Raw genomic sequence first — 25,606 nt, 5'->3', positions numbered from 1 at the left:
CCCCTCCGGAGCCGCCATGCGCGCTGCCGTCGCCCTGTTCGCCGTCGTGCTGGGCCTGCTGCCAGTGGCGGGCGGCGCCGCACCGGTGCTGACTCCACCGGATGCGGGCATCGACGGCCTGATGCAGGCCTACGACGGTCAGGTACCCGGCGCTGCGGTACTGGTACTGCACGACGGGCAACCGGTGTTCCGTCGCGGCTACGGCCTGGCGGTAGTGGAAGACGGTACTGCGGTCACCGCGGCAAGCAACTTCCGGCTGGCCTCGGTCAGCAAGCAGTTCACCGCCGCGGCGGTGCTGCTGCTGGTGGAAGACGGCCGGCTCGGGCTGGAGCAGACTGCCCGGCAGTGGCTGCCCGAGCTGCCGCCGGCAGCGGCGGCCATCACGATCCGCCAGCTGCTCTCGCATACCAGCGGCCTGATCGACTACGAAGACCTGATGGATCCGGCTGACCCTCGGCAGGTGCATGACGCCGACGTGCTGACCCTGCTGTCGCACGAGGACCGGCTGAATTTCGCACCCAGCACGCAGTACCGCTACAGCAACAGCGGCTACGCGCTGTTGGCACTGATCGTCGGCCGCGCGTCCGGGAAAGATTACGCGACCTTCCTGCAGGAGCGCATCTTCCGCCCGCTGGGCATGGCGCATACCGTGGCCCACCAGGACGGCGTGGACACGGTCGCCGCACGCGCCTATGGCTACAGCCGGATCGACGGCCGCTGGCAGCGCACCGACCAGAGCACCACCAGCGCCGTACTGGGAGACGGCGGGATCTATTCCTCGCTGGACGACCTCGCCCGCTGGGATGCGTCGCTGTACGACGACCGCCTGCTGTCGAAGGCCTCGCGCCGGGCGATGTTCAGCCCGGCCACGACCACATCGGAACCGGACGTGCCGCATTACGGTTTCGGCTGGCGCCTGAACGGCCAGGTGCAATGGCACAGCGGCGAGAGCATCGGCTTCCGCAACGTGATCGTGCGCCACCCGGAAAAGCACCTGACCGTGATCGTGCTGACCAACCGCAACGATCCCGAACCCTATCCGCTGGCGCAGAAGATCGCCCAGCGCTGGCTGGACACCCTGCAATGACCCCCGGTTCCTACGCCCTGCTGGGCATCCACCACGCTGCGCTGATCTGCAGCGACTACGCACGCTCGAAGGACTTCTACGTGCGCATCCTCGGCCTGCGCGTGCTGGCCGAGAACCATCGCGCCGCGCGCGACTCCTGGAAGCTGGACCTGGCCCTGCCCGACGGCGGCCAGCTGGAGCTGTTCTCCTTCCCCTCACCACCACCGCGCCCCAGCCGCCCCGAAGCCCAGGGCCTGCGCCACCTCGCGTTCCGGGTGGCTGCACTGGAACCCTTCATCCAGCGCCTGGCCGCGCATGGCGTCGCCTGCGAACCGATCCGCGTGGACGAGTACACCGGCCGCCGTTTCACCTTCTTCGCCGATCCGGATGGCCTGCCGCTGGAGCTGTACGAAGTCGGTTGAGCGTTTTTCAATCGTGATTCATCCATGCACGGCATGGATCTACGTGTCGACCAAGGTCGACACCCACCAAGAGCAGGCCGTTCCATTCCGGCAGATCGCAGGAATCTGTCAGAGGTGGGGCGGTGTGGATGGGCAGGACCGTTGGCGCCATGGATGGCGCCATCGAGCCCCCATGGATGGGTTTACGGCGTGTCCTGCCCACCCACACCGCCCCGCCATCCCACGGATAGCTCGCTGTTGCGGTTGGTTCGGCTGTTGCCGTTGCCTCTGCGGGTGCAGGGCGCAGCCCCGCAAAGCCCCCCCTTCCCCATACCCCGCCGAATGGGTATACAGTCGACCCGTACCGGCACCGTGCCGGAATGAACCCTGGGAGGGGACCATGCGCAAGACCTTCAAGACCCTGCTGCTGGCACTGCCGCTGTGCCTGGCCGCGCTCTCGGCGCAGGCCGCCGATGGCGCCGCCGGCCGCTGGAAGACCATCGACGACAAGACCGGCAAGGTGAAGTCGATCGTCGAGATCACCCAGGCCGCCAACGGCACCCTGACCGGCAAGGTGGTCGACATCCTGCACTCGGACAAGGGCCCGAACCCGGTCTGTGACGGCTGTGAAGGCGCCAACAGGAACAAGCCGGTGAAGGGCATGACCATCCTCTGGAACCTGAAGGCCGACGGCGCCAACAAGTGGTCCGGCGGCACCATCCTCGATCCGGCCAATGGCAAGACCTACAAGTCGAAGATGGAACTGCAGCCCGGCGGAACCAGGCTTGACGTGTCCGGCTGCATCGCCTTCATCTGCCGCGCGCAGACCTGGCAGCGCGAATAAGCGCCTCCCGCTTCACCCCCGTGACCCGGCCCCGGCCGGGTCACCTCGTTGCGGGCATGCGATACTCTGCGGTTCCCCTCGGCTTCACCCCGCGACCATGACCCGTACCGCGCTCGTCACCACCGCCCTGCCCTACGCCAACGGCCCGCTGCACCTGGGCCACCTGGTCGGCTACATCCAGGCCGACATCTGGGTGCGTGCGCGGCGAATGAGCGGCGGCAAGGCCTGGTTCGTCTGCGCCGACGACACCCACGGCACGCCGATCATGCTGGCCGCGGAAAAGGCCGGGGTCACCCCGGAAACTTTCATCGCCAACATCCAGGCCAGCCACGAACGTGACTTCGCCGCCTTCGGCGTGGCCTTCGACCACTACGACTCGACCAATTCGGCGGCCAACAAGGCGCTGACCGAGCAGTTCTACCTGAAGCTGGAAGCGGCCGGTCACATCAGCCGCCGTTCGGTGGCGCAGTTCTACGACCCGGCCAAAGGCATGTTCCTGCCCGACCGCTACGTCAAGGGCATCTGCCCGAACTGCGGCAGCCCCGACCAGTACGGCGACAACTGCGAAGTCTGTGGCGCGACCTATGCGCCGACCGACCTGAAGGAACCGCGTTCGGTGATCTCCGGTGCCACGCCGGAAATGCGCGATTCGGAGCACTTCTTCTTCGAGGTGGGCCACTTCGACGCGTTCCTGCGCGAATGGCTGACCGGCGACGTCGCCCTGCCGGGCGTGAAGGCCAAGCTCGGTGAGTGGCTCAATGCCGAAGGTGGCCTGCGCGCGTGGGACATCTCGCGCGATGCACCGTACTTCGGTTTCCAGATTCCCGGCCAGCCGGGCAAGTACTTCTACGTCTGGCTGGACGCGCCGATCGGCTACCTGTCCAGCTTCCAGACTCTGTGCGGCAGGATCGGCGAGGACTTCGAAGCGCATCTGCGCGCCGGTACCGCCACCGAGCTGCACCACTTCATCGGCAAGGACATCGTCAACTTCCACGGCCTGTTCTGGCCGGCGGTGCTGCACGGTACCGGCCACCGCGCGCCGACCCGCCTGCACGTCAACGGCTACCTGACCGTGGACGGCGCCAAGATGAGCAAGTCGCGCGGCACCTTCGTGATGGCCCGCACCTTCCTCGACGCCGGCCTGGAACCGGAAGCGCTGCGCTACTACTACGCCGCCAAGTCCGGCGGAGGCGTCGACGATCTCGACCTGAACCTGGGTGACTTCATCGCCCGCGTCAACGCCGACCTGGTCGGCAAGTTCGTCAACCTGGCCAGCCGCTGCGCCGGCTTCATCAGCAAGCGCTTCGACGGCCAGCTGGCCGCGCAGCTGCCTGATGCCGCGCAGTACCAGCGCTTCGTCGACGGCCTGGCGCCGATCCGTGAAGCCTACGAGCGCAACGACCCGGCCGCGGCGATCCGCCTGACCATGACCCTGGCCGACGAAGCCAACCGCTACATCGACGACGTCAAGCCGTGGGTCATCGCCAAGCAGGAAGGCGCCGACGCGCAGCTGCAGGCCGTGTGCAGCCAGGGCCTGAACCTGTTCCGCGTGCTGGTCACCGCATTGAAGCCGGTGCTGCCGGCCACCGCCGCGCAGGCCGAGGCCTTCCTGGCCGCGCCGGTCAACGACTGGACCGAACTGGCGCAGCCGCTGCTGGGCCACCGCATCACCGACTACACCCCGCTGTTCACCCGTATCGACCCGAAGAAGATTGACGCCATGATCGACGCCTCCAAGGACACCCTGCAGCCGGCCGCTGCCGCCGCCCCCGCCGCCAAGACCGAAGCGGTCAAGCCGGCCGCCTCGGCCCCGGCCAAGGACGACGCAAAGAGCGCCGACGCCCCGGCCTACATCGGCATCGACGATTTCGCCAAGCTCGACCTGCGCATCGGCAAGGTGCTGGTCTGCGAGTTCGTGGAAGGTTCGGACAAGCTGCTGCGCTTCGAACTGGACGCCGGCGAGCTGGGCAAGCGCCAGATCTTCTCCGGCATCCGCGGCAGCTACGGCGAGCCGGAAACGCTGGTTGGCCGCAGCGTGGTGTTCATCGCCAACCTGGCCCCGCGCAAGATGCGCTTCGGCCTGAGCGAAGGCATGATCCTGTCGGCCGGTTTCGACGGCGGCGCACTGGCGCTGCTGGACGCCGACAGCGGCGCACAGCCGGGCATGCCGGTCCGCTGATGCCTGCAGCGGGCGTGGTTGCGGCCACGCCCGCCGGCAGCACCGGCCACAGGGCAACGCGATGGGAGGCAACGGAATGGAACTGGCGCTGTTCGACTTCGACCACACCGTGACCACCTGCGATACCTACGGCCGTTTCCTGCGCCGCGTGGCCACCGCCGAACAGCTGGCACAGGCGTGGTGGAAGATTGGTCCATGGCTGGCCGCGTACAAGCTGAAACTGATCTCGGCCGAGCGCATCCGCGCGCGCGTCACCCGTTTGACCTTCAGCGACCGCCACAGCGATGACATCGCCACGCTGGCCGCCGGCTTCTCGCGTGAGTTCCTGCCCGACGTGGTGCGCCCGGAAATGCTGGAGCAGATCCGCTGGCACAAGGAACAGCAGCACACCGTGGTGATCGTGTCCGGCTCGCTGGACCTGTACCTGCGGCCATGGTGCGAACAGCTGGGCCTGCAGTTGATCTGCAACCGGCTGGAGAGCCAGGACGGCCGCCTCACAGGCCGTTATGCCGGTGGCGACTGTGGCCCGCGCAAGGTTGAGCACATCCGTCGCCAGTTCGACCTGTCGCGCTACGTGCGCATCCATGCCTACGGGGACAGTTCCGAAGACAAGCCGATGCTGGCCCTGGCCCACGAGCGCTGGTTCCGTGGCAAACCCCTGAAATGACCCCAACGCGCAGCCTTCGCCACGCATGAGCCTGATCCCGCCCCTGACCGAACGCCTCGACCGCCTGCTGCCGCAGACCCAATGCGGGCAATGCGGCTACGACGGTTGCCGCCCGTATGCGCAGGCGATGGCTCGCGGCGAGGCAGGCGTGGACCGCTGCCCGCCGGGCGGAGATACCGGTGCGCGCGCACTGGCGCAGCTGCTCGGAGTACCTGCCATTCCCTTCGATCGATCGCGCGGCGAGCACAAGGCGCCGCAGGTGGCGCTGATCGTGGAAGCCGACTGCATCGGCTGCACCAAGTGCATCCAGGCCTGCCCGGTGGACGCCATCGTCGGCGGCGCCAAGTACATGCACACGGTAATCGCCGATCTGTGCACCGGCTGCGAGCTGTGCATCCCGCCATGCCCGGTGGACTGCATCGAGCTGGTGCCGCTGTAACGGGGTCAGATCCGCTTTCCTGAGCGAAAAGGATCTGACCCCATTCAATCGTTACGGTACTGCCGCCGTCACCACGATCTCGACCTTCCAGTCAGCGTGGGCCAGCTTGGCCTCGACCGTGGCACGTGCCGGGGTCGCGCCTTCAACCACCCACTCGTCCCACGCCTTGTTCATGCCGTCGAAGTCGGCCATGTCGGCCAGGAACACTTCGGCGCGCAGCACGTGCTGGCGGTCACTGGCGACCAGCGCCAGCAGCTTGTCGATCTCCGCCAGCACCTGCCGGGTCTGGCCGGTGATGTCCTGGCTGGTGTCTTCCGGAATCTGGCCGGAGAGGTAGGCGACCTTGTTGTATACGGTCATTTCGGACATGCGCGGTCCGACGTCGTAACGCTCCATCATGGGCGTGGCTCCTGCGGTTGATCAGGCCTGCATTGTCCTCCAAACCGGTCGACGGTGGGTGCACGGGTACCCTCCGCGACAGTCACTACCGGGCTCCGACGGTCCCACTGGTCAAATGACGATGACAGGCGCACGATGCGCCACGCCCGCGTTGACACCGCCCTCGCCCCTCCTGCCGCACCCTTGCGCCGATGACCGCCCCCGTCGATTCCACCACTGCCCCTTCCACGCCAACCTGGAAGCGGGTTGCCACCATCGTCATCCCGCTGCTGATCCTCGCCCTGGCCCTGCACGGCCTGGCCAATGAGTTCGACGAGCACGGCTATCGTGCGATCCGCCAGGCGTTCCGGCAGCTCAGCGGCACGCAGATCGCGCTCACCGTGGTACTCGGCCTGGCCAGTTACGCCTGCCTGATCGGCTTCGATGCCATCGGCCTGCGTCGCAGCGGCATCCGCGTGCACCCGGCGCGCGTCGGCATCACCGCGTTCCTTGCGCACACGCTGGGCCAGACCGTGGGCTTTGCCGCGTTGACCGGTGGCGCGGTGCGCCTGCGCGGCTACCGCAGCGCCGGCCTGGACCTGGCGCAGATCGGCCAGGTGGTGCTGATGAGCACGCTCGGTTTCGTATTCGGTGCATGGCTGTTGATCAGCGTGGCCCTGTGCATGGAACCCGCCGCGGCAGCGTTGGCATTGCCATTGAATCCCGATGCCGTGCGCATCGTCGGCATCGTTGCCCTGCTCGCCTATCTCGGCACCGTGCTGCTGGTCGGCCGCGACGGACGGCAGTTCAGTGTGCTCGGTCACGCCTTGTGGCTGCCCGATCGCCGCACCATGATCGGTGTCACCGTACTCAGCGTCATCGAGCTGGTGCTGGCCAGTGCCGCGTTCTATGTGCTGCTGCCAGACTCCACGCCGACCGGCCTGCCGGGCTTCGTCGGCCTCTACCTGGTGGCAGTGCTGGCCGGCCTGGTCTCCACCGTGCCCGCAGGCCTGGGTGTGTTCGAGTGGAGCCTGCTGAAGCTGTTGCCGCAGGTGGCACCGGCAGCGGTGCTGGCGGCAGCGCTGATCTACCGTGTCACCTACTACGTGCTGCCGCTGCTGCTGGCCACCCTGCTTGCCCTTGCGCCCGCCCTGCGTCAGCCGCTGCAGGCCAGCGCCGGGGCAACCCGTGCTGGCTGGAACGCGCTGCGCCCATGGCTGCCGCAGATCATCGCACTGGCGGTATTCAGCATCGGCGCCGCGCTGGTCATCGACGGCACGCTGCCGACGCCACGCCGTCACCTGGTGAACGCCTCGCTGCCGATCCTGGAAACCTCGCACCTGATCGGCAGCCTCAGCGGCGTCGCCCTGCTGCTGATCGGCCAGGGCCTGGCCCGACGCAGCCACGCCGCGTGGATGCTGGCAATGGCGGTGTGCGTGATCACCCCGTTGCCGCTGTGGCTGCGCGGTGGCCAACTGTTGATCGCCGTCTCGGCAGTGCTGGTGGCGATGGCGCTGTGGGCCGCACGTCGCGAGTTCTACCGCCAGGGTGCGCTGCTGGACGAAGCCTGGTCGTGGCCGTGGCTGCGCAATCTCGGCCTGGTGCTGGTCGCGGTCACCTGGCTGCTGTTCTTCACCTACAGCCATGTCGAGTACCAGAACGAGCTGTGGTGGCAGTTCGCGGTGTCGGGCAACGCACCGCGCGCGCTGCGTGCATTGCTGGTGGTAGCCATCGCGCTGGTGATGTTCGGCCTGGCGCGGCTGCTGCACAGCACCCGCAGCCCGCTGCCGGCCGCCGACGAAGCCACGCTGCAATCACTGGCGCCGGTATTGGCCGGCGCCACCGATACCCAGGCCTGCCTGGTACTGACCGCCGACAAGGCGGTGCTGCGCGATGATGCGAAACAGGGCTTCGTGATGATGCAGCGCTACGGCGGTTCGCTGATCGCGATGGGCGACCCGGTCGGCCCGCCTGACGTGGCGCGCGCGCTGATCTGGCGCTTCCGCGAGGAAGCCGACCGGCTGGGCCTGCGCCCGGTGTTCTACCAGGTGGGCGAGACCTACTGGCAGACCTACCTCGACCTGGGCCTGGGCCTGGTCAAGCTGGGCGAGGAAGCGATGGTGCCGCTGCATGATTTCGGGCTGGAAGGTCGCGAACGCGCCGATCTGCGCCAGGCCTGGAACCGTGGCAAACGCGGCGGCCTGTCCTTCCGCGTGGCACCGGTGGAGGAAATTCCCAGCCTGCTGCCGCGCCTGCACGCAATTTCCAATGCATGGCTGGAAGACAAGGCCGGCGATGAGAAGGGCTTCTCGCTGGGCAGCTACGACCCCGACTACCTGGTGCGCTTCCCGGTAGCGCTGGTCGAGGCCGAAGGCCAGATCGTGGCGTTCGCCAACCTGTGGCAGGCACCGGCCGGCGCCGAGCTGTCGGTCGACCTGATGCGCCACGTCAACGAAGCACCGAAGGGCACGATGGACTTCCTCTTCATCGAACTGTTCCTGTGGGGCCGCGCGCAGGGTTATGCGCGTTTCTCGCTGGGCATGGCGCCGTTGTCCGGTCTGGCCCAGCATCGGCTGGCCGGTCGCTGGAACCGCCTGGCCGGCCTGCTGGCGCGGCATGGCGAACGCTTCTATGGCTTCAGTGGCCTGCGCCGCTTCAAGTCGAAGTTCGATCCGCAGTGGCGGCCTCGCTATCTCGCGGCGCCCGGCGGCATGCATCTGCCGGCCGCGCTGCTGGATGCCACGCGCCTGATCTCGCTGGATCCGCGGCGGAACTGAAGCCGCGATGCGTCAGGCATGGCTTGACGCTACGCCCCGCCCTTGAGGATCACTTCGGCCAAGCGATCGTAGTCCCCCCCGAAATGGTGATCGCCCGGCAGCTTCACCTTCCGCACGCCGTCATTGGCCGGCAGGTCCGGGCACAGTGCGTCCTCATCCTTGTCGCCGTACACGCACAACGTTTTTTCCGCCGGCAGCCTGGCCACTTCCGGCGCGATCGGCAGGCCGTCGCCGCCACCGCCCAGCCAGTTGCTGACATGGAATTCGAAGTCGGCCTTCCTGCCCACCGACAGAAGCACGATGCGCTCCAGCGCCTCGCGGGTACCGGCGTCGAGCTGGTTGATCGTGGCCGGCAGCACGTCGGCGCCCTGCGAGAAACCGATCAGCATCACCTTGTCGCGGTGCCACTGCTGGCGGTAGTGGTCGATGATCTTCTGCAGGTCGCCCGCAAAGCCCTTCGGTGTGCGCTCGCTCCAGAAGTAACGCAGCGAATCGATGCCGACCACCGCCACGCCATGCTCGTTGAGTGACGACGCCACGTTCTTGTCCAGGCCAGCCCAGCCACCGTCGCCGGAGACGAACACCGCCAGCGTATCGCCGTTGCCGGTCGCCGGCATTTCCACCACCGGCAGGCCCTTCAGTGCAGCAGGCGGGGGGGCCAGGCTGACGCCGGCCTGCGCGCCGATCACCCGTGCCGCAGCCACCAGGCCCGGTGACGCATCACCGCGCGCAGTGCGCTTGAACTCGCGCGCCATGGCGACCTGCTGCACGAACTGGTTGGCCCGGCCCACCTTGCAGCCGTGATCACCTGCCGCGCTCAACCACGGAAAATTCAGTTCGGCAGGCTGCAGCCTGTTGTGCTTCACACCATCGCCGCAGACCATGCGCTGGTGGTTGTGGTCCGGGCAGAAGCCGGTGGTGAGTACACCGGCGAACACCTGGGTATCGGCCTGCGCCGCGAGCGAATAGGCCATCTCGGCACCTTCGCCATCACCGCCGACCAGCGGCAGGTGGTAGCCGGGCAGATGCAGCGAGGCTTGCAGCCAGCGTGAGAAATTCTCGACGTCACCGGAACCGAACGAACAGGTCGGGTCCCCCTCGCGCTTGAGCACACCGCGCAGGTGCGCAATGTCCACTGCCGCGACCAGCGCGCCATCGGCACGCAGGGCCTCGATCGGCAGGCGGCTGGTGTCACCGCCGGCCGTGGGTTCGTGGAACCAGATCACCACCCGTTGCGGCGTGCCGGCCGGCATGTGCACCGGAATCTGCTCGAACCGCCCATGGCTGAACTGCTGCGGGGTCACGGCCGCCGTCGCCGGCAGCGCGGCCAGCGCCAGTACCACACCCATTGCCCTGCCCAGCCCTGCACGCTTCATATCGCATCCCCGATGGAATGCGCACACGATACGCCGCCGCCGCGTGCACGGCACGTACCTGCGCAGGCCGTTGGGGATTCAGTGGGCCGCGGCCTGGCGGCTGCGACGGTACAGGGCCATCGCCAGATACAGCAGCCAGCCAACGATCACCGCGATCACCACTTTCTGTCCCAGCCCACGCGGTGGTCCACCACGCCACAGCACATGCAGCCACAGCAGCACGAAGGCCAGCCATGCCCAGCCCCAGAGCAGGCCCGCGGCGGACTGCCAACCCGGTTCGCGGCGCAGGTACCAGGCCTGCAACAGCATGCCGACGCTGGCACACAGGAACGCCGTGTTGGCTGCCAGTCCATGGATGAACGGTGCCAGCAGCGGCGTCGCTTCAGGCAGCCAGCTGTCGCCGATCGCCACCGTCGCCAGGCCCAGCGCGGAAACCGTGAACAGCAAGGGGGCGGCCGCACTGCGCCGCGGGCCGATGCTGCCGCGATACAGCGCAATGCCAAGTGCGGCAATGGCCAGCGCCAGCAGGCAGTAGGCAGCACGCAACGCCAGCCCCCACGGCCCGTGCAGGTACAGGCTCAAGGTCGCCCGCACCCAGTCCAGATCACTGCGCGCGACCTGGGTCCACAGCGCGGTGGCCACGAACAGCAGCAGCGCCACCAGTGCCAGCACCGCCGCCGGGCGCGCACGGCTCATGGTGCGGCCTCGGGATGCCGCGTCTTCCACTCGGCCAGTGCCTTGCGGTAGCGCTGCAGCTCATCGGAATACAGGTCCAGCACGCATAGCGGGCAGCCACTGCCGCAGCACTCGTTGGGACCGGGCTCTTCCGGTGGCAGCGGGCGGGGATCGGGATCAGGAACGGACACGGTCGGAAACAACAATCATTGGAAACAGGACACCAGTGTACCGGGCCGGCTCAACCACCCAGTTGGCGACGCAGGTTGTCACGGGCGGCCGCGTCCAGGCGCTGGTGGAAGAACTCACTGAGGAAGATCCGCGGTGCGCGCAGCAGGCCCTGCAGGAATCGGCGACGGCCGACACGGTACAGGAAGCCGGGCACCACGCCCTTGTATTCTTCGGCCACGCCACGGTCATAGGCGGCGAACACCGGCTCCGGTGCAGCCAGGATCGCCATGTCGCAGTCCAGGAACAGCGCCGCCTCGGCATCCACATCCTCCGGACCCAGCGCGCCATGGCGGGCGGTCAGCAGGATCAACTGCTCCACGCGAGCAGCGTCGACACCGGCAAGCGCCGGCGCCTGTGCGATCGCCTGCAGGGCCAGCTGCGCCGAACGCGCCTCGTTGTCCTTGCGCCCCGCCTGGTAGATCGCGTCGTGATAGAGCACGGCCAGATAGATCTCGGCCGGCTGCTTCCAGCCGGGGCCGTCGGCCACCTCCTGGCAGTGCTGCAGCACCGCGCGCACATGGCCGAAGTGGTGGTAGGCGCGTGGCGGCGTGGCATAGCTGTCCTGCAGCGCCTGCCACTGCGCCGGGGCAAGCGTCAGCGGTGAGAAGTCCATGCCCGGATCATCCCGCCTGTGCCGGCGCCGGGCAAGCTGGCGGTTTTTTCACCACACACTCACAACGCTTGCCAGGCGAGGCCCGGAGCCAGTTGTCCACAGCTTTGTCGCGCGCTGGTCCACATCGGTTGTGGATGAACGCGGCGCCGACCAACGGTCGCTGCAGCTGGGCATCCATGGGAATACACTCGCCCCAGGCGGGAGCGCCCGCCGCTGCCGGGAACCGTCATGTACCGTTCTGCCGCCCATTGCCTCACCCTTTCGCTGCTGGCCTTCTGTGCTCCTGCCTTCGGCGCAGGCCAGGCACCGCCCGCCGACGTGGTGACGACCCCGACCATCACCGTGTCGGCCGCACGCGTGCCGACCCCGGAAGAAGTGTTCGCCATTCCCGCGGACCTGCGTGCGATGCTCCAGAAGCAGGTGATCCAGCGCAGCTACTCCCGCGACCAGCGCCTGCAGGCGCTCGTGGAGATGATCTTCGACCAGCACGGGCTGGACCTGCAGTACGACGCCAATGCGACCTACACCGTCAGCGATATCTGGCAGCACCGCCGCGCCAACTGCCTGGCCTTCACCCTGCTGTTCGTGACGCTTGCGCGGGAGGCGGGCATCCAGGCCCGCGTGCAGGAAGTCGGGCAGGTGGTGTCCTGGTACCAGGACCAGAACGCGGGCGTGGTCTACAGCGTCGGCCACGTCAATGCCGGCGTCGATGTCGGCGGGCGTTTCGGTACCGTCGACCTGGATCGCAATGTGCTCTATGACCGCCGCGGGCCGGTTCCCGTCAGCCGTGCGCGGGCATTGGCGCATTTCTACAACAACCGGGGTGCGGAGCGCCTCGCCGACGGTGACTTCGGCGGCGCGCGTGCATTCTTCGACGCATCCGTGGCTCAGGACAGCGGGTTCGCTCCAGTGTGGAACAACCTCGGCGTGCTCGACCACCGCGAAGGCAACAACGAGGCGGCGCGGCAGGCGCTGGACCGGTCGCTGCAGCTGGACGGCCGCCAGGATGCCGCACTGACCAATGCCTCCGCGCTGTTCCGCAGCCTGGGCTTGACCGCGCAGGCGCAGTCACTTGAGCGCCGGTTGAAATCGGTGCAGCGCGAAGACCCGTTCGCGCAGTACATGTTCGGCGCCAAGGCCGAACGGGCCGGCCAGCTGGACCAGGCGATCCGCTATTACCGGCAGGCCGTGCGCCTGTATGACACCGCGCATCAGTTCCACTTCGGGCTGGCGCGGGTCTATTTCCTGGCTGGCCAGCTCAAGCGCGCCGATCGCGAACTGCTGCGTGCACAGGAACTGGGGGGCGCGCCGGAGCAGGCGCGCTACCAGGCCAAGCTGGACAGCCTGGCCCGCTGGCGCGCGCAGCAGCAGGCCAGGCGCTGAAGGTGATCAGGCCTTCTTGAGGAAGCAGGTCTTCAGGACCAGGCCCTTGATCTTGTCCGAGTTGCCTTCGATGTGCTCGGCATCATCCTCGACCAGGCGGATGTTGCGGATCACGGTGCCCTGCTTGAGCGGGATCGAAGACCCCTTCACCTTCAGGTCCTTGATCACGGTGACGGTGTCGCCGGCCTGCAGGGTATTGCCGTTGCTGTCACGCACGACCAGGGTGGAACCGGCGCTTTCCTCGGCGGTCCATTCGAAACCGCAGTCGGCGCAGATCCACAGCGCACCATCGGCGTAGGTGTTTTCCAGGGTGCACTGCGGGCAGGCGGGGGCAGAAGACATCAGCAAATACCTCAAAGTGAATCAACAGCCGCCATTGTAACCGGCCGGCTTCCCCGGCCCTTTTCCGGGCGGGCTCCGGGCTGCCCACTGGACCCGGACCAGAACAGCACGCCCGCTGGAACTTGCAGTCGGCGGCGAACTGCAGCAGAGTGCGCGGCCCCTGATCGCCCCCGGAACTCCCCATGCGCCTCGGCATCGACTTCGGTACCAGCAACTCCGCCGCCGCCATCGTGCATGAGGGAAAACTGCTGCCGATCCGCTTCGGCGATGCCGAGCAGTTCCGCACCAGCGTGTATTTCCCCGGCGTGGTGCCCGATCCGGACGACTTCCAGCTCGATGACGGCCAGGAACACCAGCTGCAGCAGATGATCGACAGCGCCGCGCGCGCAGCCCGTGCCGCCGGCCAGGAACGCACGCCACAGGCACTGCGCCGCGAAGCCCTGCGCGCACTGCGCCGGGAATGGATGGAAGCCCGCGCCGGCAAGGAACGCAGCGCCAGCGACCTGCTGCAGAACGCGGTCTACGGCGATGACGCGCTGGAAGCCTATTTCGAGGAACACGAAGGCAACCTGGTGCAGAGCCCGAAGTCGATGCTGGGCTACAACCTGCACCCGCGCGCGAAGCAGACCATCACCGGCATCGCCGCACACATCCTCGAGCACATCCGCCTGACCGCCAGCGCCCAGCTCGGCCAGCCGCTGCGTGCCGCCCTGCTCGGCCGCCCGGTGCAGTTCCGCAGCTCGATCGGTGCGGCCGGCAACGACCAGGCGCTGGACATCCTGCGCGAGGCCGCCACCCAGGCCGGCTTCGACCAGATCGATTTCCTCGAGGAACCGGCCGCGGCGGCCATGCATTACCACGCCGAAAGCCGCGAGCGGCACCAGGCGGTGATCGTCGACATCGGTGGCGGTACCACCGACATCGCGCATGCCGAAGTCGGCGGCGACGACGCCCCGCGCATCCACCGCGCCTGGGGCATCGCCCGCGGCGGTACCGACATCGACCTGGCGCTGAGCCTGTCCAGCTACATGCCGCTGTTCGGCCGCGGCATCACCCGCGTGCCCGCCCACCACTACGTGGAAGCGGCCACCGTGCAGGACATGACCCGCCAGCGCGAGTTCCGCCTGCACAAGTACGACCATGTGGACGCACCGTGGGGCGACCGCCTGCAGGCGCTGCAGGACATCGGCAACACCGCGCGGCTGTACCGCGACGTCGAACGCGCCAAGATCGCCCTCAGCGCCGCCAGCGAGCACCGCAGCACACTGGACTACATCGCCCGCGACCTGCATGCCGACAGCAGCGCCGATGGCCTGGCCGCCGCCGCCCATGGCTACCTGGAGCAGATCCGGGAACTGCTGGCGCAGGTCCGCAGCGACATCGGGGGCGACCCGGATGCGGTGTTCCTCACCGGCGGCATGTCCCGCGCCGGTTACCTGCGCCAGGCCGTGGCCGAGGCCTTCCCGGGCGCCCGCATGGTCCACGGCGAGCCCTCGCTGGGCGTGGTCCAGGGCCTGGCCTTGGCGGCAGCCAGCCAGGATTAACAAAACGTTACGCGGTCTAAGTTACTCTTGGTCGGCTAGAACTCCGCTGCACCTTCCACCGGCCACGCCGGTGTGTGTCCACGGTGCAGCCTGGCCCGCCCTGCGGGCCTAGCGGCCATGCCTTCCTGGCTCGTTCATGGTCCGCGCAGCACCTGAGCCGCCATCGAGACCCGCTTTGGGCACCCGCCAGGCCCCTGTGGCCTTACAACCTGACGCAGCACCTGCACCCATCGACTGCCGCCGTTGTGACGCGGTCTGTTGCCGGCTGCCCGTGCTGCTGCAGCCCGGCGACCACGTGCCTGGCCAGTTCCTGTCACGCGACACCCACGGCCGTGCCGTGATGGCGCGCAACGAGGAAGGCTGGTGTGCGGCGATCGATCCCTATCACCTGCGCTGCACGATCTATTCGCAGCGCCCGGCGATCTGCCGCCAGTTTTCGATGGGCGGCGATGACTGCCGCCGCGAGCGGCAGGACTACCTGCGCCAGGCCGATGCCTGGGCGCTTTCCTCCCCTTCCACCTGACAGGAGCAACCATGCCCCGCAAGGCAAAGACCCCCGCGAAGGCCAGCAACAGCATCCGCAGCGAACGCAAGGGCGCGGCCGCCAGCACCGTGGTCAGCAGCGATTCGATCGCTTCGGACCTGGCAGCGTTCCGCAAGGCCGGTGGCAAGATCGAAGTCCTCGGCACCACCTGGGCACTGAAGAAGGCCAGCTGACCCAACACTGACCGCGGCGGCGCTGCCGCCGCGGCCTGCCGGATTGGGCTCAGCGGTCAAGGCGTACCCGCACACTGCCCGAATGCGACTGGATGCGGATGTCACCGTCGCCGCCGCCCAGCCGCGTATCGAGGTGGCTGCCCGGCCCATAGCGCGGCCGCTCCACCTGCCCGGCATCGCTGTTGATCGACCCGCTGAAGCTGTTCACCGACAGCTGTGCCGACACCGTGCGCGGCAGGCTCAGCGTGACCGAGGCACTGACCGATTCGACATTGATGCGGCCACCGGGTGCCAATCCGGCTGCTGCCAGATCGATGCTGCCCGAGACGGTCTCCACCGCCAGCCGCTGCACGCGCCCGGCGTCCACTTCGACCCGGCCAGACACCGTCTGCGCACCGATATCACCGGATACCCCGCCGCCGGCCTCGATCCGGCCACTGACCGTGTTCACGTCCAGCTTCGGCGTCTGCAGGCGTGCACTGACGCTGCCACTGACCGTGTTGAGCTTGCTGTCGCCACTGCGGCCAGCTGCGCTCAGGCTGCCGCTGACCGTGTCGGCCTGCAGCCGTCGCACATCGATGCCACTGATGTCCTGGCTGGCGCTGACCGTGCTCAGCAGCAGCTCCACCGAGCGCGGCACGTTCAGCACCAGCGTCGCGCCACCATTGTTGCTGCGGCGCGGATATTCGATCTCCCAGCGCACCCGGTTGGCGCTTTTCTCCTGGCGCAACTGCAGGCCGTCGCTGAGCGTGCCGGTGAGCTGCACGTCATTGCGGTCCCAGCCACGCACGGTCACCTTGCCGGCCACGTTGCTCAGCTCGATGCGACCGCCCGCGGCCAGGGTGTGGCGCTCGTCGATGCGGGTGTCGGCCAGTGCTACGGCAGGGGCCAGCAGCAGCGCGACACAGCAGGAAATCAGGGTTCGGGTCATGGGGGTCTCCTCAGGTCGTCAAGCCAGACTCGGCGGCATAGGCCGCCTGCCGGGTCAGTTCCAGCCGCAGCGCATAGGTGCGCTTGAGCTGGCCAAGCAGGTGCGGCGCACGCGGGTCCTGCGCCAGGGCGGCACGGATCTGCGCCGCGCTTTCATCCAGTTCGTGCAGGGCCGGCTGCCATTCCGGCGCCCGTCCATCGGGCAGCGAAGCAACGGCCTGCTGGTACTGCTCGGTCATCGCCGCCGCCTGCAGCTGCAGTGCTGAAGGTACCGGCACCTCTGGCTGCGCATGGCGCCACGGCGCCACGGCGTAGACCGCCAGGCTGGCCGCCAACACCGCACCCACCGGCAACCACCAACGCCGACGCGAACGGTTCGGCAGGGCCACCACGTTGTCGCCCGGCGCAGGCGCCGCCTGCGGCGCACGCGGCGGCAGCTGGGCCGAAAGGCGTGTCCAGCCATCGGTGGGTACGTCGCGCTCGCCTGGCAGCGCGCGCAGCCGTGCCAGTAGATCGTGGTCGGAATCGTGGTCGTGTGTATTCATGTCATGTCTCCCAGCCGTGCGCGCAACAGGCCGCGCGCACGATGCAACTGTGCCTTGGAACTGCCGACGGCCATCTGCAGCTGTTCGGCGATTTCCTGGTGTTTCCAGCCTTCGATGTCGTGCAGTACCAGTACCGCACGTGCCCGTGGCGGCAGTGTCGACAGCGCCCGTTCGAGGTCGCGTTCGGTGCCGGCACAGCGGTCGTGTACCGCCAGTTCCTGCAACCCTCCGTCCACTTCGTCGAGGCTGTCATGGTCCTGCCCGGCAGCACGCCCGCGCAGTTCCATCAGCGCGGCGTTGACGCCCAGCCGGTGCAGCCAGGTCGACAGGCTGCTCTCGAAACGGAAGCCCGGCAGCGCCTTCCATGCCTGCAGGAACGCTTCCTGCAGCGCGTCCTCGGCGCGTGCCTGCTGGCCGCCACACAGCCGCCACAGCACAGCGAATACCCGGGGTGCGTGGCGCCGATACAGCAGTTCATAGGCCGCGGTGTCGCCGGCGGCGGCCGCCCGCACCAGGGCGGGTTCGTCGACGGCGTCGTTGGCGGCAGGCAGCGCGGGCATGGTGATGTCGAGCATATCGCTTGGATGCGGCGACCCGGAAAAAGGTTTAGAGCCCATCCACGATCAATGCCATGCAACCTTTTTGATGGCTGCTGCATCCATGGAAGGTCCTTCGCAAAATTGCCGTCCAGGAGTCCTGCCATGTCCAGCCCATCCTGCGCCGCCCTGTTGGTGATCACCGCCTGCGTCCTGCTGCAGGCGCTGGGCCTGTCACTGCAGCTGCGCCCCGACAACGGCCGCGCCTGCCTGCAGCAGCACCGCCAGGAGCTGGTGTGCCTGGCCTGGACCCCGGCGGTCGAATCCCCCGCACGCGCCGGGTAACATCGGGGGCCGTTTCCCCCTCTGTAGTCGCCCCATGATGTTGTCGCTGAAGGATCACCTGCCCGCCTGGACCCACCCGTGGCTGAACTACGCCGGCGTCGCCGTGCAGATCGTACTGGTGCTGCTGGTTGCGTGGCTCCTGCGCGTGCTCGCCCGTCGCCTGATCCGCCGCTTCGCCGAGCACTACACGCTGCCGCCCGAAATGGTGATGGGTGCACGCCGGATCATCAGTTTCGTGGTCTATTTCAGTGCCCTGCTTTACATCCTCAGCCTGCTCGGCGCGAAGCCGTCGGTGCTGTGGACCGCGTTTACCGGCTTCGCCGCCGTGGGCGCGGTGGCCTTCTTCGCGGCGTGGAGCGTGCTGTCCAACATCTTCTGCACGCTGTTGATCTTCACCACCCGCCCGTTCCGCCTGCACGACTACATCGAGGTGCTGGAGAACGGCGAGAAGCCGGGCCTGAAGGGCCGGGTGATCGACGTGAACCTGATCTACACCACGCTGCAGGAGACCGGCGACGGCCACGAAGGCACGGTGCTGCAGCTGCCGAACAACCTGTTCTTCCAGCGCACGGTGCGCCGCTGGCGCGACCCGGCACAGGCGCCTGGTGGCATCCAGGGCGACGGTTGAGGGTGGGGTTTTCGGCAGGGCTGCGCCCTGCACCTGCTTGGAGCAACGGCAACGGCAACGGCAACAGCAAAAGCAAAAGCTGGCATTCCGTGGGGTGGCGGGGCGGTGTCGGAGTGCGGGGACGCCGCAAGTACGTCCTTGTAGGCTTGGCAGCCGCATCCATGCGGCTGACACCCCGCACTCCGACACCGCCCCACCTCCGACAGATTTCCGCGATCGGGTAAATCCCGCCGTGCGTGGATAAATTTCCATCGAAATCGAAAATTTCGATATCGGAATGATTTGAGCCGAGCATGGCTCGGCTCTACAGAAGAACGGACAGATCGCGGAAATCTGTCGAAGGCGGGGTGGGTCCGGTTGAGGGGGCGTGAGCCGCATGGATGCGGCGACCGAGCTTACATGGACGTACTTGCAGCGTCCCCCTCAATCGGACCCACCCCGCCATCCCACGGATAGCACGCTTTTGCCGTTGCCGTTGCCGTTGCTCCAAGCAGGTGCAGGGCGCAGCCCTGCCGAACAACCTTTACCTCAACTGGCTGTCCTTGCTGCCACGCCGGTTGTAGCCGGCATGCGCCTGTTCTTCGTCGTCACGCGCCTGCTGGCACGCCACGCACAGCCGGACACCGGGCACGGCCTGGCGCCGCGCCAACGGGATCGGCGCGTCGCATTCCTCACAGTGCTCCAGACCCGGGCCCTCGCGCAGCTGGCGCCGCGCGCGGGCGATCGCATCGTCGACGGTGGCGTCGATCTGGTCCTGGACCGCGCCGTCTCCCGCCCAACCGGTAGCCATGGCCATCCTCCGCAGGTGTGTCGCCTGATATGGAGACGATACACCCCGGCAAAAAGGCACGCCTTAATGTAGAGCCGAGCCACGCTCGGCTGCTCTTCAGGAAGACGAACAGAGCGCGGATGGGTTCGATCAAGCCGATTGCGACTTAATCCCCTCCGTCCCCTTCTTGTTTACCAGACCAGGTCGTCCGGCACCTGGAACTGCGCGTAGTAGGCGTCGTCCTCGGCGTTGCCGGTGGAGATCTCGGCGGTCGAGCCCGGCTGGCCATGGTCGACGATGATCGCCTCCGGGGCGCGCTCACGCACCTTCTCGGCAGCAGCACGTGGCAGCAGGGCGTAGCCCTCGCCATTGGCGACAATGACCAGCACGCCGACCGACAGCGCCTTGCGCAGCTTGGGGTCGATCAGCAGAGTGCGGATCGCCGCGCCATCGCTGAAGCGGTACTCGTCGTCGCCCTTGTGGGGCACGGCATGGGCCGTGATGATCTGCTTCGCCTGCGCCTTCTGTTCAGCCTGACGGGCCTGGGCATTGCGCTCGGCGGCCAGTGCGCGGTCGCGCTCGACCTTCTCGGCGCGGGCCCGTTCAGCCTCGCGCTGGACGTCGGCCGAGGTCGATTCGGCCTTGCCCTGCCGGGCCTTGGCCTGGGCGCTCGCGGCAGCGCTGGCCTGCGACTTCTTGGCCAGGCCGGCCTTGAGCAATTGTTCCTGCAGCGCGTTGGGCTTTGCCATGGTCGATGCGTACCGCGTGTAATCTTGGATGCTCCATTCTACCGACGCCCCGCCGCCCCTGCATGGCAGTCCTGAAGTACCTCAACGGCTATCCCGAACCCCTGGTCGCCCAGGTCAGCGACCTGCTGGCACAGGGCAGACTCGGCCCCTGGCTGCAGCAGCGCTACCCCGACCCGCACGAAGTGCGCAGCGACCGCCAGCTGTACGACTACACCCAGGACCTGAAGGACCGCTACCTGCGCAAGTCGGTGCCGCTCAACAAGGTCTGCTACGACAACACGCTGGAAGTGATCAAGCACGCGCTGGGCACCCATACCGCCATCTCCCGCGTGCATGGCGGCCGCCTCAAGGCCAGCCGTGAGATCCGCATCGCCACCGTGTTCCGCCAGGCACCGGCCGCGTTCCTGCGCATGATCGTGGTGCATGAGCTGGCCCACCTGAAGGAAGCCGACCACAACAAGGCCTTCTACCAGCTGTGCCAGCACATGGAGCCGGATTACCTGCAGCTGGAGTTCGATACCCGCCTGTACCTGACCGAGCTGGCCAACCGCGGCCAGCGCTGACCGGCCGCAGCAGCTACACTGCGCGCCCCCTGCCTGACCTTTCCGCCATGGAACCGATCCGTCTCGACAAACGCCTGTCCGCTCTGCTCGGCATCCCACGCGGCGAGGCGCGACGCTACATCGAAGGCGGCTGGGTCACGGTCAACGGCGACGTGGTGGAACAGCCACAGCGTCCGGTCGATGACAGCGCGGTGATCGTCGTGGCCGAGCAGGCCAGCGATGAAAAGGCCGAGCGGGTCAGCATGCTGCTGCACAAACCGGCTGGCGTTGCCGCCGAAACCCTGTGCGCGCTGGTCAGCAGTGACAGCCGCAGCGAACTCGACGCCAGCGACATCCGTCCGCTGCAGCGCCACTTCCACGGACTGCAGCTGGCCGCCTCGCTTCCGGCCAGCGACAGCGGCCTGGTGGTGGTCAGCCAGGATCCGGCCACGCTGGCCCATCTGCAGCGCAATCTGGGCCGCACCGAACAGGAATACCTGATTGATGTGGCCGAAGGCGGGCCCGAGCGCGGCCCGTGGCTGATGGCGCGGCTGCAGCAGGAATCGGGCGGCGCCAAGGTCAGCTGGCAGAGCGAGCAGCGCCTGCGCTTCGCGGGCAAGGGCCTGACGGCCAAGGGCCTGCGCGTGGCGGTCACCGCTGCCGGCCTGCAGGTGACGGCCGTGCGCCGGCTACGCATTGGCCGTGTGGCACTGGGACCGCTGCCCGCGCGGCAGTGGCGTTACCTGGGCAGCGACGAGCGGTTCTGACCGCGAAGTTCCAGTCATCCGCGCATGGCGTGACATTGCCTGAAGAAGGCATCCACGCATGGCGTGGATCTACTGCAATGAATCTGTTGGCTTTCATCCACGCATGGCGTGGCTCTACCATCGGGGCATGAGCCTGCCCAAGCCCCTGTGGCGACGCCTGCTGCGCGTCGCTGCAATCATCCTCGCCGCGCTGTTGCTGCTGGTCCTGTCCGGGCTGCTGCTGGCCGACCATCTCACGCCACGGGCGCAGGGCGCACCCTCGCATGTGCTGCCACTGCAGCCGGCGCAGACCCGCATCGACCAGGAAATCGTGCCGCTGCAGGACGCACACCCCGGACAGTCCGGCGTGGCGTTCCTCAGTGATGGCATGGATGCCTTCGCCGCACGCGCGATGATCACCACGCACGCAGGCCGCAGCCTGGACCTGCAGTACTACATCTGGCACGACGACCTGATCGGCCACCTGATGGCCAAGGCGCTGTACGACGCCGCCGAGCGCGGTGTGCGCGTGCGCATCCTGCTTGACGACATGAACGCCCAGGACAAGGACGCGCTGATGATGGCGCTGGACCGGCACCCGAACATTGAAATCCGCCTCTACAACCCGTTCCGAAACCGCAGCGGCATCGCGCGCACGCTGGAACTGGTGCAGCGCGCTTTCAGCGTGAACCACCGCATGCACAACAAGAGTTGGATTGCCGACGGCCGAGTCGCGATCGTCGGTGGCCGCAACATCGGCGAGGAGTACTTCAGCGCACGCACCGATGTGAATTTCCAGGACCTGGATCTGCTGGTTGCCGGCCCCGCCGTGGAGCAGGCCAACCGCATCTTCGACGACTACTGGAACAGTGAAGCGGCCATACCGGTATCGGCGCTTGCCTTCCATACCGATGCACAGCTGCGCCTGCTGGTCCGCGAATCGGATCACGAAGCGCAGCGCGACGTGGCCCGGCCCTACCTTGCGCGCGTGGCCGAATCGCGCAAACGGCAGCGCCCAAGCCCTGAGCCGCTACATTGGAGCGGTGCAGTGCGCATCGTGTCGGACCCGCCGATGAAGCACCGCAAGGACGATCGCGCTGCCTGGCTGGTGTCGACCCTGATCAGTGAGCTGCAGGCCGCCCGGCACAAGGTCCTGTTGATCTCGCCCTACTTCGTACCCGGCAACGAAGGCCTGGATGGCTTTTCGGCCATGGCCGGGCGGGGCGTGCAGGTCGGCGTGGTCACCAACTCACTGGCCGCCAATGACGTTGCCGCCGTGCACGGTGGCTACATGGGCTACCGCGTGCCATTGCTCGAAGCTGGCGTCCACGTGTACGAACTGAAAGCGCAGGGGCAGTCCGCCGATGCCGGCGTGTTCGGCAGCAGCGGCGCGAGCCTGCATACCAAGGCGTTCCTGGTCGACGACCGCCGCGGTTTCGTCGGTTCGTTCAACCTCGACCCGCGCTCGGCCTATCTGAACACTGAAATGGGCGTGCTGTTCGACGATCCGGTACTGGGCGCACAGCTGCGGGACGAGTACCTGCGCCTGGCCGATCCCAGGCACAGCTGGTGGCTGGCGCTGGACGACCGTCACCGGTTGCGCTGGCTGGAGCGTGAACCACCACCACACTGGGTGGAGGCCGAGCCAGGGGCAACGGCGCGCAAGCGCTGGTTGTCGCGGGTGATCAGCTGGCTGCCGGTGGAATCGCAGCTGTAACGCTCAGGGCGCCGGACCCGCCTCTTCCTGTCCAGCGTCATCGCGTGTTTCCACGCTGCGCCCGTGCAGGCGCCGCCAGATCCAGCGCAGGGCATGCGGCGGCGCCGAAGGCAACTGTTCGAGCAGGGCCAGCATGCGGCTCTGGCTGGCATGTCCATGCCGGCACAGCAGGCTGGCCGCTGCGGCCGCACTGGCCAGGCGCAGGCTGTCAGCCAGCGGGCCATCCGCCTCGGGCGCCAGTGCCTGGTGCACCGGCTCGGGCAGCTCCCAGGCCGCAGCCACGCGTTGCGCCAACGGCAGCGACCACTGCTGGAGCAGCTGCAGCGCCAGCGCCGGCTCCACCGTCTCATCGCGTGCCTGCGCTTCCTGCAGCAGCTGGCGCATCACCAGTGCGGCCCCCAGCCCCTGTACCAGGCCCAGCCACTGGGCGGCGAAGGCATCGCCGAAGGTGACCGTGCGCGCGTGGTCAGCGGCTGCGCGCGAAGCCAGCAGCGCGTGCTCCCAGATGATCGTGCTGAACTGCGGAAACACCTCGCACTGCACCTGCATCACCGGCTGTACCAGCACCGCGCTGATGATCTGTCGCACGCCTTCGGTTCCGACCAGTGTCACCGCCCGCTGCAGGCTTTCCACTGGGCGCTCGTGCACCTTGTAGGCCGGGCTGTTGGCGATGCGCAGCAGGTTGCCGGTCAGCACCGGGTCCTGGCCGATGATCGCCGCCATCACCCGCGCCGATGCCGCATCGTCGTTGACCGTCTGGATCAGCTGCGGCAGCAGCTGCGGGCGGCGCGGCAACTGACGGGCCGCCCAGTCCCGGTCCTGCAGCGCGCGCGCCACCGCCTCGCCCAGTCCCGCGGCCTGCACCGGCGTGGATTCACCGGCCAGGCGCGGGTACAGGGCCAGCGCATGCAGGCCGCGCTGCAGATGTGCAGCGATCTCGGCCGAAGGCAGCGTCTCACCCTGCAGGCTGGCCGCAGCCGCCGCCACCGCCTGTCGCGACACCGCCGCCAACCGGGACGGCGCGGCCCCGGTCGAGCGCGCCAGCCAGCCGCGCAGCGATCGCCACCAGGCCGGCGTCATCGCCGCCCGCCCTGTCGTTGTGGTGCCCTTGCCGTCACTGACCGCCCTGCCTCTTCACGCGAATCCGGCCACCCGCCGTCGTCGCAGCATCGGCCGCACTTTCATCTTCTTTAACCGGAAGGCCGCCGATGTCGACGGCACCGGCCGGGGGAATGGACTAGAATGGCGCCGCGCGACCCGTCCCCCTGCACCGACGACGTCGCTTTTTTTGTTTTGGGACCCTACCGTTCACTGGCCGTTCGCTGCAGTTCGCCGCTGATCGCGCCATCGGAGACGCCATGCTATTCGAAACCCTCGCCACCACCGGCCACGAACAGGTGGTGTTCTGCCACAACCACGACGCCGGCCTGAAGGCGATCATCGCCATCCACAACACCACCCTCGGCCCGGCCTTGGGCGGCGTGCGCATGCGCCCCTACGCCAGCACCGACGAGGCGGTGGCCGATGCGCTACGGCTGAGCCGGACGATGACCTACAAGAATGCACTGGCCGGCCTCAACGTAGGTGGCGGCAAGGCGGTGATCATCGGCGACCCCAAAGTGGACAAGACCGAGGTGCTGTTCCGTGCCTTCGGCCGTTATGTCGATTCCCTGGGCGGGCGCTACATCACTGCCGAGGACGTCGGCACCGACGTCAACGACATGGAGAACATCTACCTGGAAAGCCAGTTCGTGACCGGCGTGCACCAGGTCCATGGTGGCTCCGGCGATCCCGCTCCGTTCACCGCCTACGGTGCGCTGCAGGCACTGATGGCGTCGATGCGCTTCAAGTTCGGCCATGAGGAAGTGGGCAAGACCAGCATCGCTGTGCAGGGCCTGGGCCACATCGGCATGGAACTGGTGAAGCTGCTGCGCGACCGCGGCGCCAAGCTCTACGTCACCGACCTGGACAGCGCGCTGGTTGATCGCGCGGTCAGCGATTTCGGTGCCGAAGCAGTCAAGCCGGATGAGATCCATGAAGTGAACGCCGACGTGTTCGCACCGTGCGCGCTGGAAGGCGCGATCAACGCCGACACCCTGCCGCGGATCAAGGCGAAGATCATCTGCGGCACCGCCAACAACCAACTGTCGAGCCTGGAGATCGGCGACGAGCTGCATGCGCGCGGCATCCTGTATGCACCGGACTATGCGGTCAATGCCGGCGGCGTGATGAACGTGTCGCTGGAGATCGACGGTTACAACCGCGAACGCGCGATGCGCCTGATCCGCAGCATCTACCACAACCTCACCCGCATCTTCGAACTGTCGCAGCGCGAGAACATCGCGCCGCAGCGTGCCGCCGACCGCATCGCCGAGAGCCGCATCCTGTCGATCGGCAAGCTGAAGATGCCGCTGGGCCGCAGCACCCCGCGCCTGGGCAACCTGCGCGGCGGCTGAGCCAGCCGACG

29 protein-coding genes are annotated in these 25,606 nt (G+C 67.7%); 17 read left to right on the top strand and 12 right to left on the bottom strand.

All coding sequences use genetic code 11. The features are described from left to right. Positions 1 to 16: 16 nt before the first annotated feature. The 6 genes from RI032_RS14475 to rnfB all read left to right on the top strand — a co-directional run bounded on the left by RI032_RS14475 (position 17) and on the right by rnfB (position 5,596). Entirely contained in the window at positions 17 to 1,087 is a 1,071-nt protein-coding gene (locus RI032_RS14475; RefSeq protein ID WP_322547188.1) for a serine hydrolase domain-containing protein, read from the top strand. Further along, positions 1,084 to 1,488 (top strand): SMU1112c/YaeR family gloxylase I-like metalloprotein, encoded by a 405-nt coding sequence (gloA2, locus tag RI032_RS14470; protein ID WP_057504302.1) that lies wholly within the window; start codon positions 1,084 to 1,086, stop codon positions 1,486 to 1,488. Before RI032_RS14475 ends, gloA2 begins: the two co-directional genes overlap by 4 nt. Positions 1,489 to 1,867: 379 nt before the next feature. Continuing rightward, on the top strand, positions 1,868 to 2,311 hold the full coding sequence (locus RI032_RS14465; protein WP_005410552.1) for a DUF2147 domain-containing protein: 444 nt from the start codon (positions 1,868 to 1,870) through the stop codon (positions 2,309 to 2,311). Between the two features lie 97 nt (positions 2,312 to 2,408). Then, entirely contained in the window at positions 2,409 to 4,490 is a 2,082-nt protein-coding gene (metG, locus tag RI032_RS14460; RefSeq protein ID WP_049411854.1) for a methionine--tRNA ligase, read from the top strand. A 76-nt stretch (positions 4,491 to 4,566) separates the two neighbouring features. Then, positions 4,567 to 5,157 (top strand): HAD family hydrolase, encoded by a 591-nt coding sequence (locus RI032_RS14455; protein ID WP_010482899.1) that lies wholly within the window; start codon positions 4,567 to 4,569, stop codon positions 5,155 to 5,157. A gap of 25 nt (positions 5,158 to 5,182) precedes the next feature. Beyond that, positions 5,183 to 5,596, top strand: coding sequence for an Rnf electron transport complex subunit RnfB (gene rnfB / locus RI032_RS14450; RefSeq protein ID WP_134958901.1), 414 nt, complete (start codon positions 5,183 to 5,185; stop codon positions 5,594 to 5,596). 51 nt (positions 5,597 to 5,647) lie between these two features. On the opposite strand, the gene RI032_RS14445 is transcribed toward rnfB, so the two are convergent. Beyond that, positions 5,648 to 5,995, bottom strand: coding sequence for a RidA family protein (locus RI032_RS14445; RefSeq protein ID WP_005410556.1), 348 nt, complete (start codon positions 5,993 to 5,995; stop codon positions 5,648 to 5,650). Between the two features lie 191 nt (positions 5,996 to 6,186). Here RI032_RS14445 and mprF point away from each other — a divergent pair, with 191 nt between their 5' ends. Continuing rightward, on the top strand, positions 6,187 to 8,751 hold the full coding sequence (gene mprF / locus RI032_RS14440; protein ID WP_071306473.1) for a bifunctional lysylphosphatidylglycerol flippase/synthetase MprF: 2,565 nt from the start codon (positions 6,187 to 6,189) through the stop codon (positions 8,749 to 8,751). A gap of 29 nt (positions 8,752 to 8,780) precedes the next feature. Here mprF and RI032_RS14435 read toward each other — a convergent pair whose 3' ends face one another. The 4 genes from RI032_RS14435 to RI032_RS14420 all read right to left on the bottom strand — a co-directional run bounded on the left by RI032_RS14435 (position 8,781) and on the right by RI032_RS14420 (position 11,646). Beyond that, positions 8,781 to 10,127, bottom strand: coding sequence for a virulence factor family protein (locus RI032_RS14435; protein WP_275585188.1), 1,347 nt, complete (start codon positions 10,125 to 10,127; stop codon positions 8,781 to 8,783). A gap of 78 nt (positions 10,128 to 10,205) precedes the next feature. After that, the gene (locus RI032_RS14430; protein ID WP_010482890.1) at positions 10,206 to 10,823 is read right to left on the bottom strand and encodes a DUF998 domain-containing protein; all 618 of its coding nucleotides are present in this window, start codon (positions 10,821 to 10,823) and stop codon (positions 10,206 to 10,208) included. Next, positions 10,820 to 10,993, bottom strand: a complete 174-nt coding sequence (locus RI032_RS14425) for an oxidoreductase-like domain-containing protein (RefSeq protein ID WP_049398321.1) — start codon at positions 10,991 to 10,993, stop codon at positions 10,820 to 10,822. Before RI032_RS14425 ends, RI032_RS14430 begins: the two co-directional genes overlap by 4 nt. A gap of 50 nt (positions 10,994 to 11,043) precedes the next feature. Further along, positions 11,044 to 11,646, bottom strand: a complete 603-nt coding sequence (locus RI032_RS14420) for an HD domain-containing protein (RefSeq protein WP_322547187.1) — start codon at positions 11,644 to 11,646, stop codon at positions 11,044 to 11,046. 228 nt (positions 11,647 to 11,874) lie between these two features. On the opposite strand from RI032_RS14420, the gene RI032_RS14415 reads away from it, so the two are divergent. Then, positions 11,875 to 13,029 (top strand): transglutaminase domain-containing protein, encoded by a 1,155-nt coding sequence (locus RI032_RS14415; protein ID WP_322547186.1) that lies wholly within the window; start codon positions 11,875 to 11,877, stop codon positions 13,027 to 13,029. A gap of 6 nt (positions 13,030 to 13,035) precedes the next feature. Here RI032_RS14415 and RI032_RS14410 read toward each other — a convergent pair whose 3' ends face one another. Beyond that, positions 13,036 to 13,371, bottom strand: coding sequence for a zinc ribbon domain-containing protein YjdM (locus tag RI032_RS14410; RefSeq protein WP_010482882.1), 336 nt, complete (start codon positions 13,369 to 13,371; stop codon positions 13,036 to 13,038). A 182-nt stretch (positions 13,372 to 13,553) separates the two neighbouring features. Between RI032_RS14410 and RI032_RS14405 the strand changes: the two genes are divergently transcribed. The 3 genes from RI032_RS14405 (at position 13,554) to RI032_RS14395 (ending at position 15,632) form a co-directional block, all read left to right on the top strand. After that, positions 13,554 to 14,915 carry an Hsp70 family protein gene (locus tag RI032_RS14405; RefSeq protein ID WP_134958903.1) on the top strand — a complete coding sequence of 454 codons (1,362 nt, stop codon included), beginning with the start codon at positions 13,554 to 13,556 and terminating at the stop codon, positions 14,913 to 14,915. Between the two features lie 271 nt (positions 14,916 to 15,186). Next, complete coding sequence (locus RI032_RS14400) at positions 15,187 to 15,438, top strand: YkgJ family cysteine cluster protein (RefSeq protein ID WP_005410565.1); 252 nt, start codon at positions 15,187 to 15,189, stop codon at positions 15,436 to 15,438. Between the two features lie 11 nt (positions 15,439 to 15,449). Further along, a complete protein-coding gene (locus RI032_RS14395) occupies positions 15,450 to 15,632 on the top strand; it encodes a hypothetical protein (protein WP_005410566.1) in 183 nt (60 codons plus the stop codon). 49 nt (positions 15,633 to 15,681) lie between these two features. Here the strand turns inward: RI032_RS14395 and RI032_RS14390 are convergent, their stop codons facing one another. The 3 genes from RI032_RS14390 to RI032_RS14380 are packed head-to-tail and all read right to left on the bottom strand — an operon-like array spanning position 15,682 to position 17,682. Then, positions 15,682 to 16,563 (bottom strand): DUF4097 family beta strand repeat-containing protein, encoded by an 882-nt coding sequence (locus RI032_RS14390; RefSeq protein WP_005414223.1) that lies wholly within the window; start codon positions 16,561 to 16,563, stop codon positions 15,682 to 15,684. Positions 16,564 to 16,573: 10 nt separating this feature from the next. Continuing rightward, complete coding sequence (locus RI032_RS14385; RefSeq protein ID WP_322547185.1) at positions 16,574 to 17,107, bottom strand: hypothetical protein; 534 nt, start codon at positions 17,105 to 17,107, stop codon at positions 16,574 to 16,576. Further along, a complete protein-coding gene (locus tag RI032_RS14380) occupies positions 17,104 to 17,682 on the bottom strand; it encodes an RNA polymerase sigma factor (RefSeq protein WP_071306478.1) in 579 nt (192 codons plus the stop codon). Before RI032_RS14380 ends, RI032_RS14385 begins: the two co-directional genes overlap by 4 nt. A 126-nt stretch (positions 17,683 to 17,808) precedes the next feature. Between RI032_RS14380 and RI032_RS14375 the strand changes: the two genes are divergently transcribed. After that, the gene (locus RI032_RS14375) at positions 17,809 to 17,988 is read left to right on the top strand and encodes a hypothetical protein (protein ID WP_043402757.1); all 180 of its coding nucleotides are present in this window, start codon (positions 17,809 to 17,811) and stop codon (positions 17,986 to 17,988) included. Between the two features lie 34 nt (positions 17,989 to 18,022). After that, positions 18,023 to 18,616, top strand: coding sequence for a mechanosensitive ion channel family protein (locus RI032_RS14370; protein ID WP_322547184.1), 594 nt, complete (start codon positions 18,023 to 18,025; stop codon positions 18,614 to 18,616). Positions 18,617 to 19,139: 523 nt separating this feature from the next. On the opposite strand, the gene RI032_RS14365 is transcribed toward RI032_RS14370, so the two are convergent. Both RI032_RS14365 and RI032_RS14360 read right to left on the bottom strand, forming a co-directional pair. Continuing rightward, positions 19,140 to 19,406, bottom strand: a complete 267-nt coding sequence (locus RI032_RS14365; protein WP_019662141.1) for a DksA/TraR family C4-type zinc finger protein — start codon at positions 19,404 to 19,406, stop codon at positions 19,140 to 19,142. A gap of 170 nt (positions 19,407 to 19,576) precedes the next feature. Further along, a complete protein-coding gene (locus RI032_RS14360) occupies positions 19,577 to 20,134 on the bottom strand; it encodes a DUF2058 domain-containing protein (protein ID WP_019338831.1) in 558 nt (185 codons plus the stop codon). Between the two features lie 62 nt (positions 20,135 to 20,196). Between RI032_RS14360 and RI032_RS14355 the strand changes: the two genes are divergently transcribed. The 3 genes from RI032_RS14355 (at position 20,197) to RI032_RS14345 (ending at position 23,139) form a co-directional block, all read left to right on the top strand. Further along, a complete protein-coding gene (locus RI032_RS14355) occupies positions 20,197 to 20,697 on the top strand; it encodes a M48 metallopeptidase family protein (RefSeq protein ID WP_049409052.1) in 501 nt (166 codons plus the stop codon). A gap of 47 nt (positions 20,698 to 20,744) precedes the next feature. Beyond that, entirely contained in the window at positions 20,745 to 21,443 is a 699-nt protein-coding gene (locus RI032_RS14350; RefSeq protein WP_322547183.1) for an RNA pseudouridine synthase, read from the top strand. Positions 21,444 to 21,546: 103 nt separating this feature from the next. Continuing rightward, a complete protein-coding gene (locus tag RI032_RS14345) occupies positions 21,547 to 23,139 on the top strand; it encodes a phospholipase D family protein (protein WP_049481929.1) in 1,593 nt (530 codons plus the stop codon). Positions 23,140 to 23,142: 3 nt separating this feature from the next. Here RI032_RS14345 and RI032_RS14340 read toward each other — a convergent pair whose 3' ends face one another. Beyond that, positions 23,143 to 24,219: an HDOD domain-containing protein gene (locus tag RI032_RS14340; RefSeq protein WP_322547182.1), complete on the bottom strand. Its 1,077-nt coding sequence runs from the start codon at positions 24,217 to 24,219 to the stop codon at positions 23,143 to 23,145. A gap of 278 nt (positions 24,220 to 24,497) precedes the next feature. On the opposite strand from RI032_RS14340, the gene RI032_RS14335 reads away from it, so the two are divergent. After that, a complete protein-coding gene (locus RI032_RS14335; protein WP_322547181.1) occupies positions 24,498 to 25,595 on the top strand; it encodes a Glu/Leu/Phe/Val dehydrogenase dimerization domain-containing protein in 1,098 nt (365 codons plus the stop codon). Positions 25,596 to 25,606 lie beyond the last annotated feature (11 nt).

This window comes from Stenotrophomonas geniculata (assembly GCF_034508895.1).
GTDB lineage: Bacteria > Pseudomonadota > Gammaproteobacteria > Xanthomonadales > Xanthomonadaceae > Stenotrophomonas > Stenotrophomonas geniculata.
This window is presented reverse-complemented; position numbering and strand designations above follow the sequence as displayed.

Bases quoted from the DNA above. Each gene is read 5' to 3' on its own strand.
- RI032_RS14390 (WP_005414223.1), bottom strand. From the start codon at position 16,563: ATGACCCGAACCCTGATTTCCTGCTGTGTCGCGCTGCTGCTGGCCCCT.
- RI032_RS14340 (WP_322547182.1), bottom strand. From the start codon at position 24,219: ATGACGCCGGCCTGGTGGCGATCGCTGCGCGGCTGGCTGGCGCGCTCG.
- RI032_RS14380 (WP_071306478.1), bottom strand. From the start codon at position 17,682: ATGCTCGACATCACCATGCCCGCGCTGCCTGCCGCCAACGACGCCGTC.
- RI032_RS14455 (WP_010482899.1), top strand. From the start codon at position 4,567: ATGGAACTGGCGCTGTTCGACTTCGACCACACCGTGACCACCTGCGAT.
- RI032_RS14385 (WP_322547185.1), bottom strand. From the start codon at position 17,107: ATGAATACACACGACCACGATTCCGACCACGATCTACTGGCACGGCTG.
- metG (WP_049411854.1), top strand. From the start codon at position 2,409: ATGACCCGTACCGCGCTCGTCACCACCGCCCTGCCCTACGCCAACGGC.
- RI032_RS14405 (WP_134958903.1), top strand. From the start codon at position 13,554: ATGCGCCTCGGCATCGACTTCGGTACCAGCAACTCCGCCGCCGCCATC.
- RI032_RS14415 (WP_322547186.1), top strand. From the start codon at position 11,875: ATGTACCGTTCTGCCGCCCATTGCCTCACCCTTTCGCTGCTGGCCTTC.
- RI032_RS14420 (WP_322547187.1), bottom strand. From the start codon at position 11,646: ATGGACTTCTCACCGCTGACGCTTGCCCCGGCGCAGTGGCAGGCGCTG.
- RI032_RS14435 (WP_275585188.1), bottom strand. From the start codon at position 10,127: ATGAAGCGTGCAGGGCTGGGCAGGGCAATGGGTGTGGTACTGGCGCTG.
- RI032_RS14355 (WP_049409052.1), top strand. From the start codon at position 20,197: ATGGCAGTCCTGAAGTACCTCAACGGCTATCCCGAACCCCTGGTCGCC.
- RI032_RS14475 (WP_322547188.1), top strand. From the start codon at position 17: ATGCGCGCTGCCGTCGCCCTGTTCGCCGTCGTGCTGGGCCTGCTGCCA.
- RI032_RS14395 (WP_005410566.1), top strand. From the start codon at position 15,450: ATGCCCCGCAAGGCAAAGACCCCCGCGAAGGCCAGCAACAGCATCCGC.
- RI032_RS14365 (WP_019662141.1), bottom strand. From the start codon at position 19,406: ATGGCTACCGGTTGGGCGGGAGACGGCGCGGTCCAGGACCAGATCGAC.
- RI032_RS14360 (WP_019338831.1), bottom strand. From the start codon at position 20,134: ATGGCAAAGCCCAACGCGCTGCAGGAACAATTGCTCAAGGCCGGCCTG.
- mprF (WP_071306473.1), top strand. From the start codon at position 6,187: ATGACCGCCCCCGTCGATTCCACCACTGCCCCTTCCACGCCAACCTGG.
- rnfB (WP_134958901.1), top strand. From the start codon at position 5,183: ATGAGCCTGATCCCGCCCCTGACCGAACGCCTCGACCGCCTGCTGCCG.
- RI032_RS14430 (WP_010482890.1), bottom strand. From the start codon at position 10,823: ATGAGCCGTGCGCGCCCGGCGGCGGTGCTGGCACTGGTGGCGCTGCTG.
- RI032_RS14445 (WP_005410556.1), bottom strand. From the start codon at position 5,995: ATGATGGAGCGTTACGACGTCGGACCGCGCATGTCCGAAATGACCGTA.
- RI032_RS14335 (WP_322547181.1), top strand. From the start codon at position 24,498: ATGCTATTCGAAACCCTCGCCACCACCGGCCACGAACAGGTGGTGTTC.
- RI032_RS14410 (WP_010482882.1), bottom strand. From the start codon at position 13,371: ATGTCTTCTGCCCCCGCCTGCCCGCAGTGCACCCTGGAAAACACCTAC.
- RI032_RS14350 (WP_322547183.1), top strand. From the start codon at position 20,745: ATGGAACCGATCCGTCTCGACAAACGCCTGTCCGCTCTGCTCGGCATC.
- RI032_RS14345 (WP_049481929.1), top strand. From the start codon at position 21,547: ATGGCGTGGCTCTACCATCGGGGCATGAGCCTGCCCAAGCCCCTGTGG.
- RI032_RS14375 (WP_043402757.1), top strand. From the start codon at position 17,809: ATGTCCAGCCCATCCTGCGCCGCCCTGTTGGTGATCACCGCCTGCGTC.
- RI032_RS14370 (WP_322547184.1), top strand. From the start codon at position 18,023: ATGATGTTGTCGCTGAAGGATCACCTGCCCGCCTGGACCCACCCGTGG.
- gloA2 (WP_057504302.1), top strand. From the start codon at position 1,084: ATGACCCCCGGTTCCTACGCCCTGCTGGGCATCCACCACGCTGCGCTG.
- RI032_RS14465 (WP_005410552.1), top strand. From the start codon at position 1,868: ATGCGCAAGACCTTCAAGACCCTGCTGCTGGCACTGCCGCTGTGCCTG.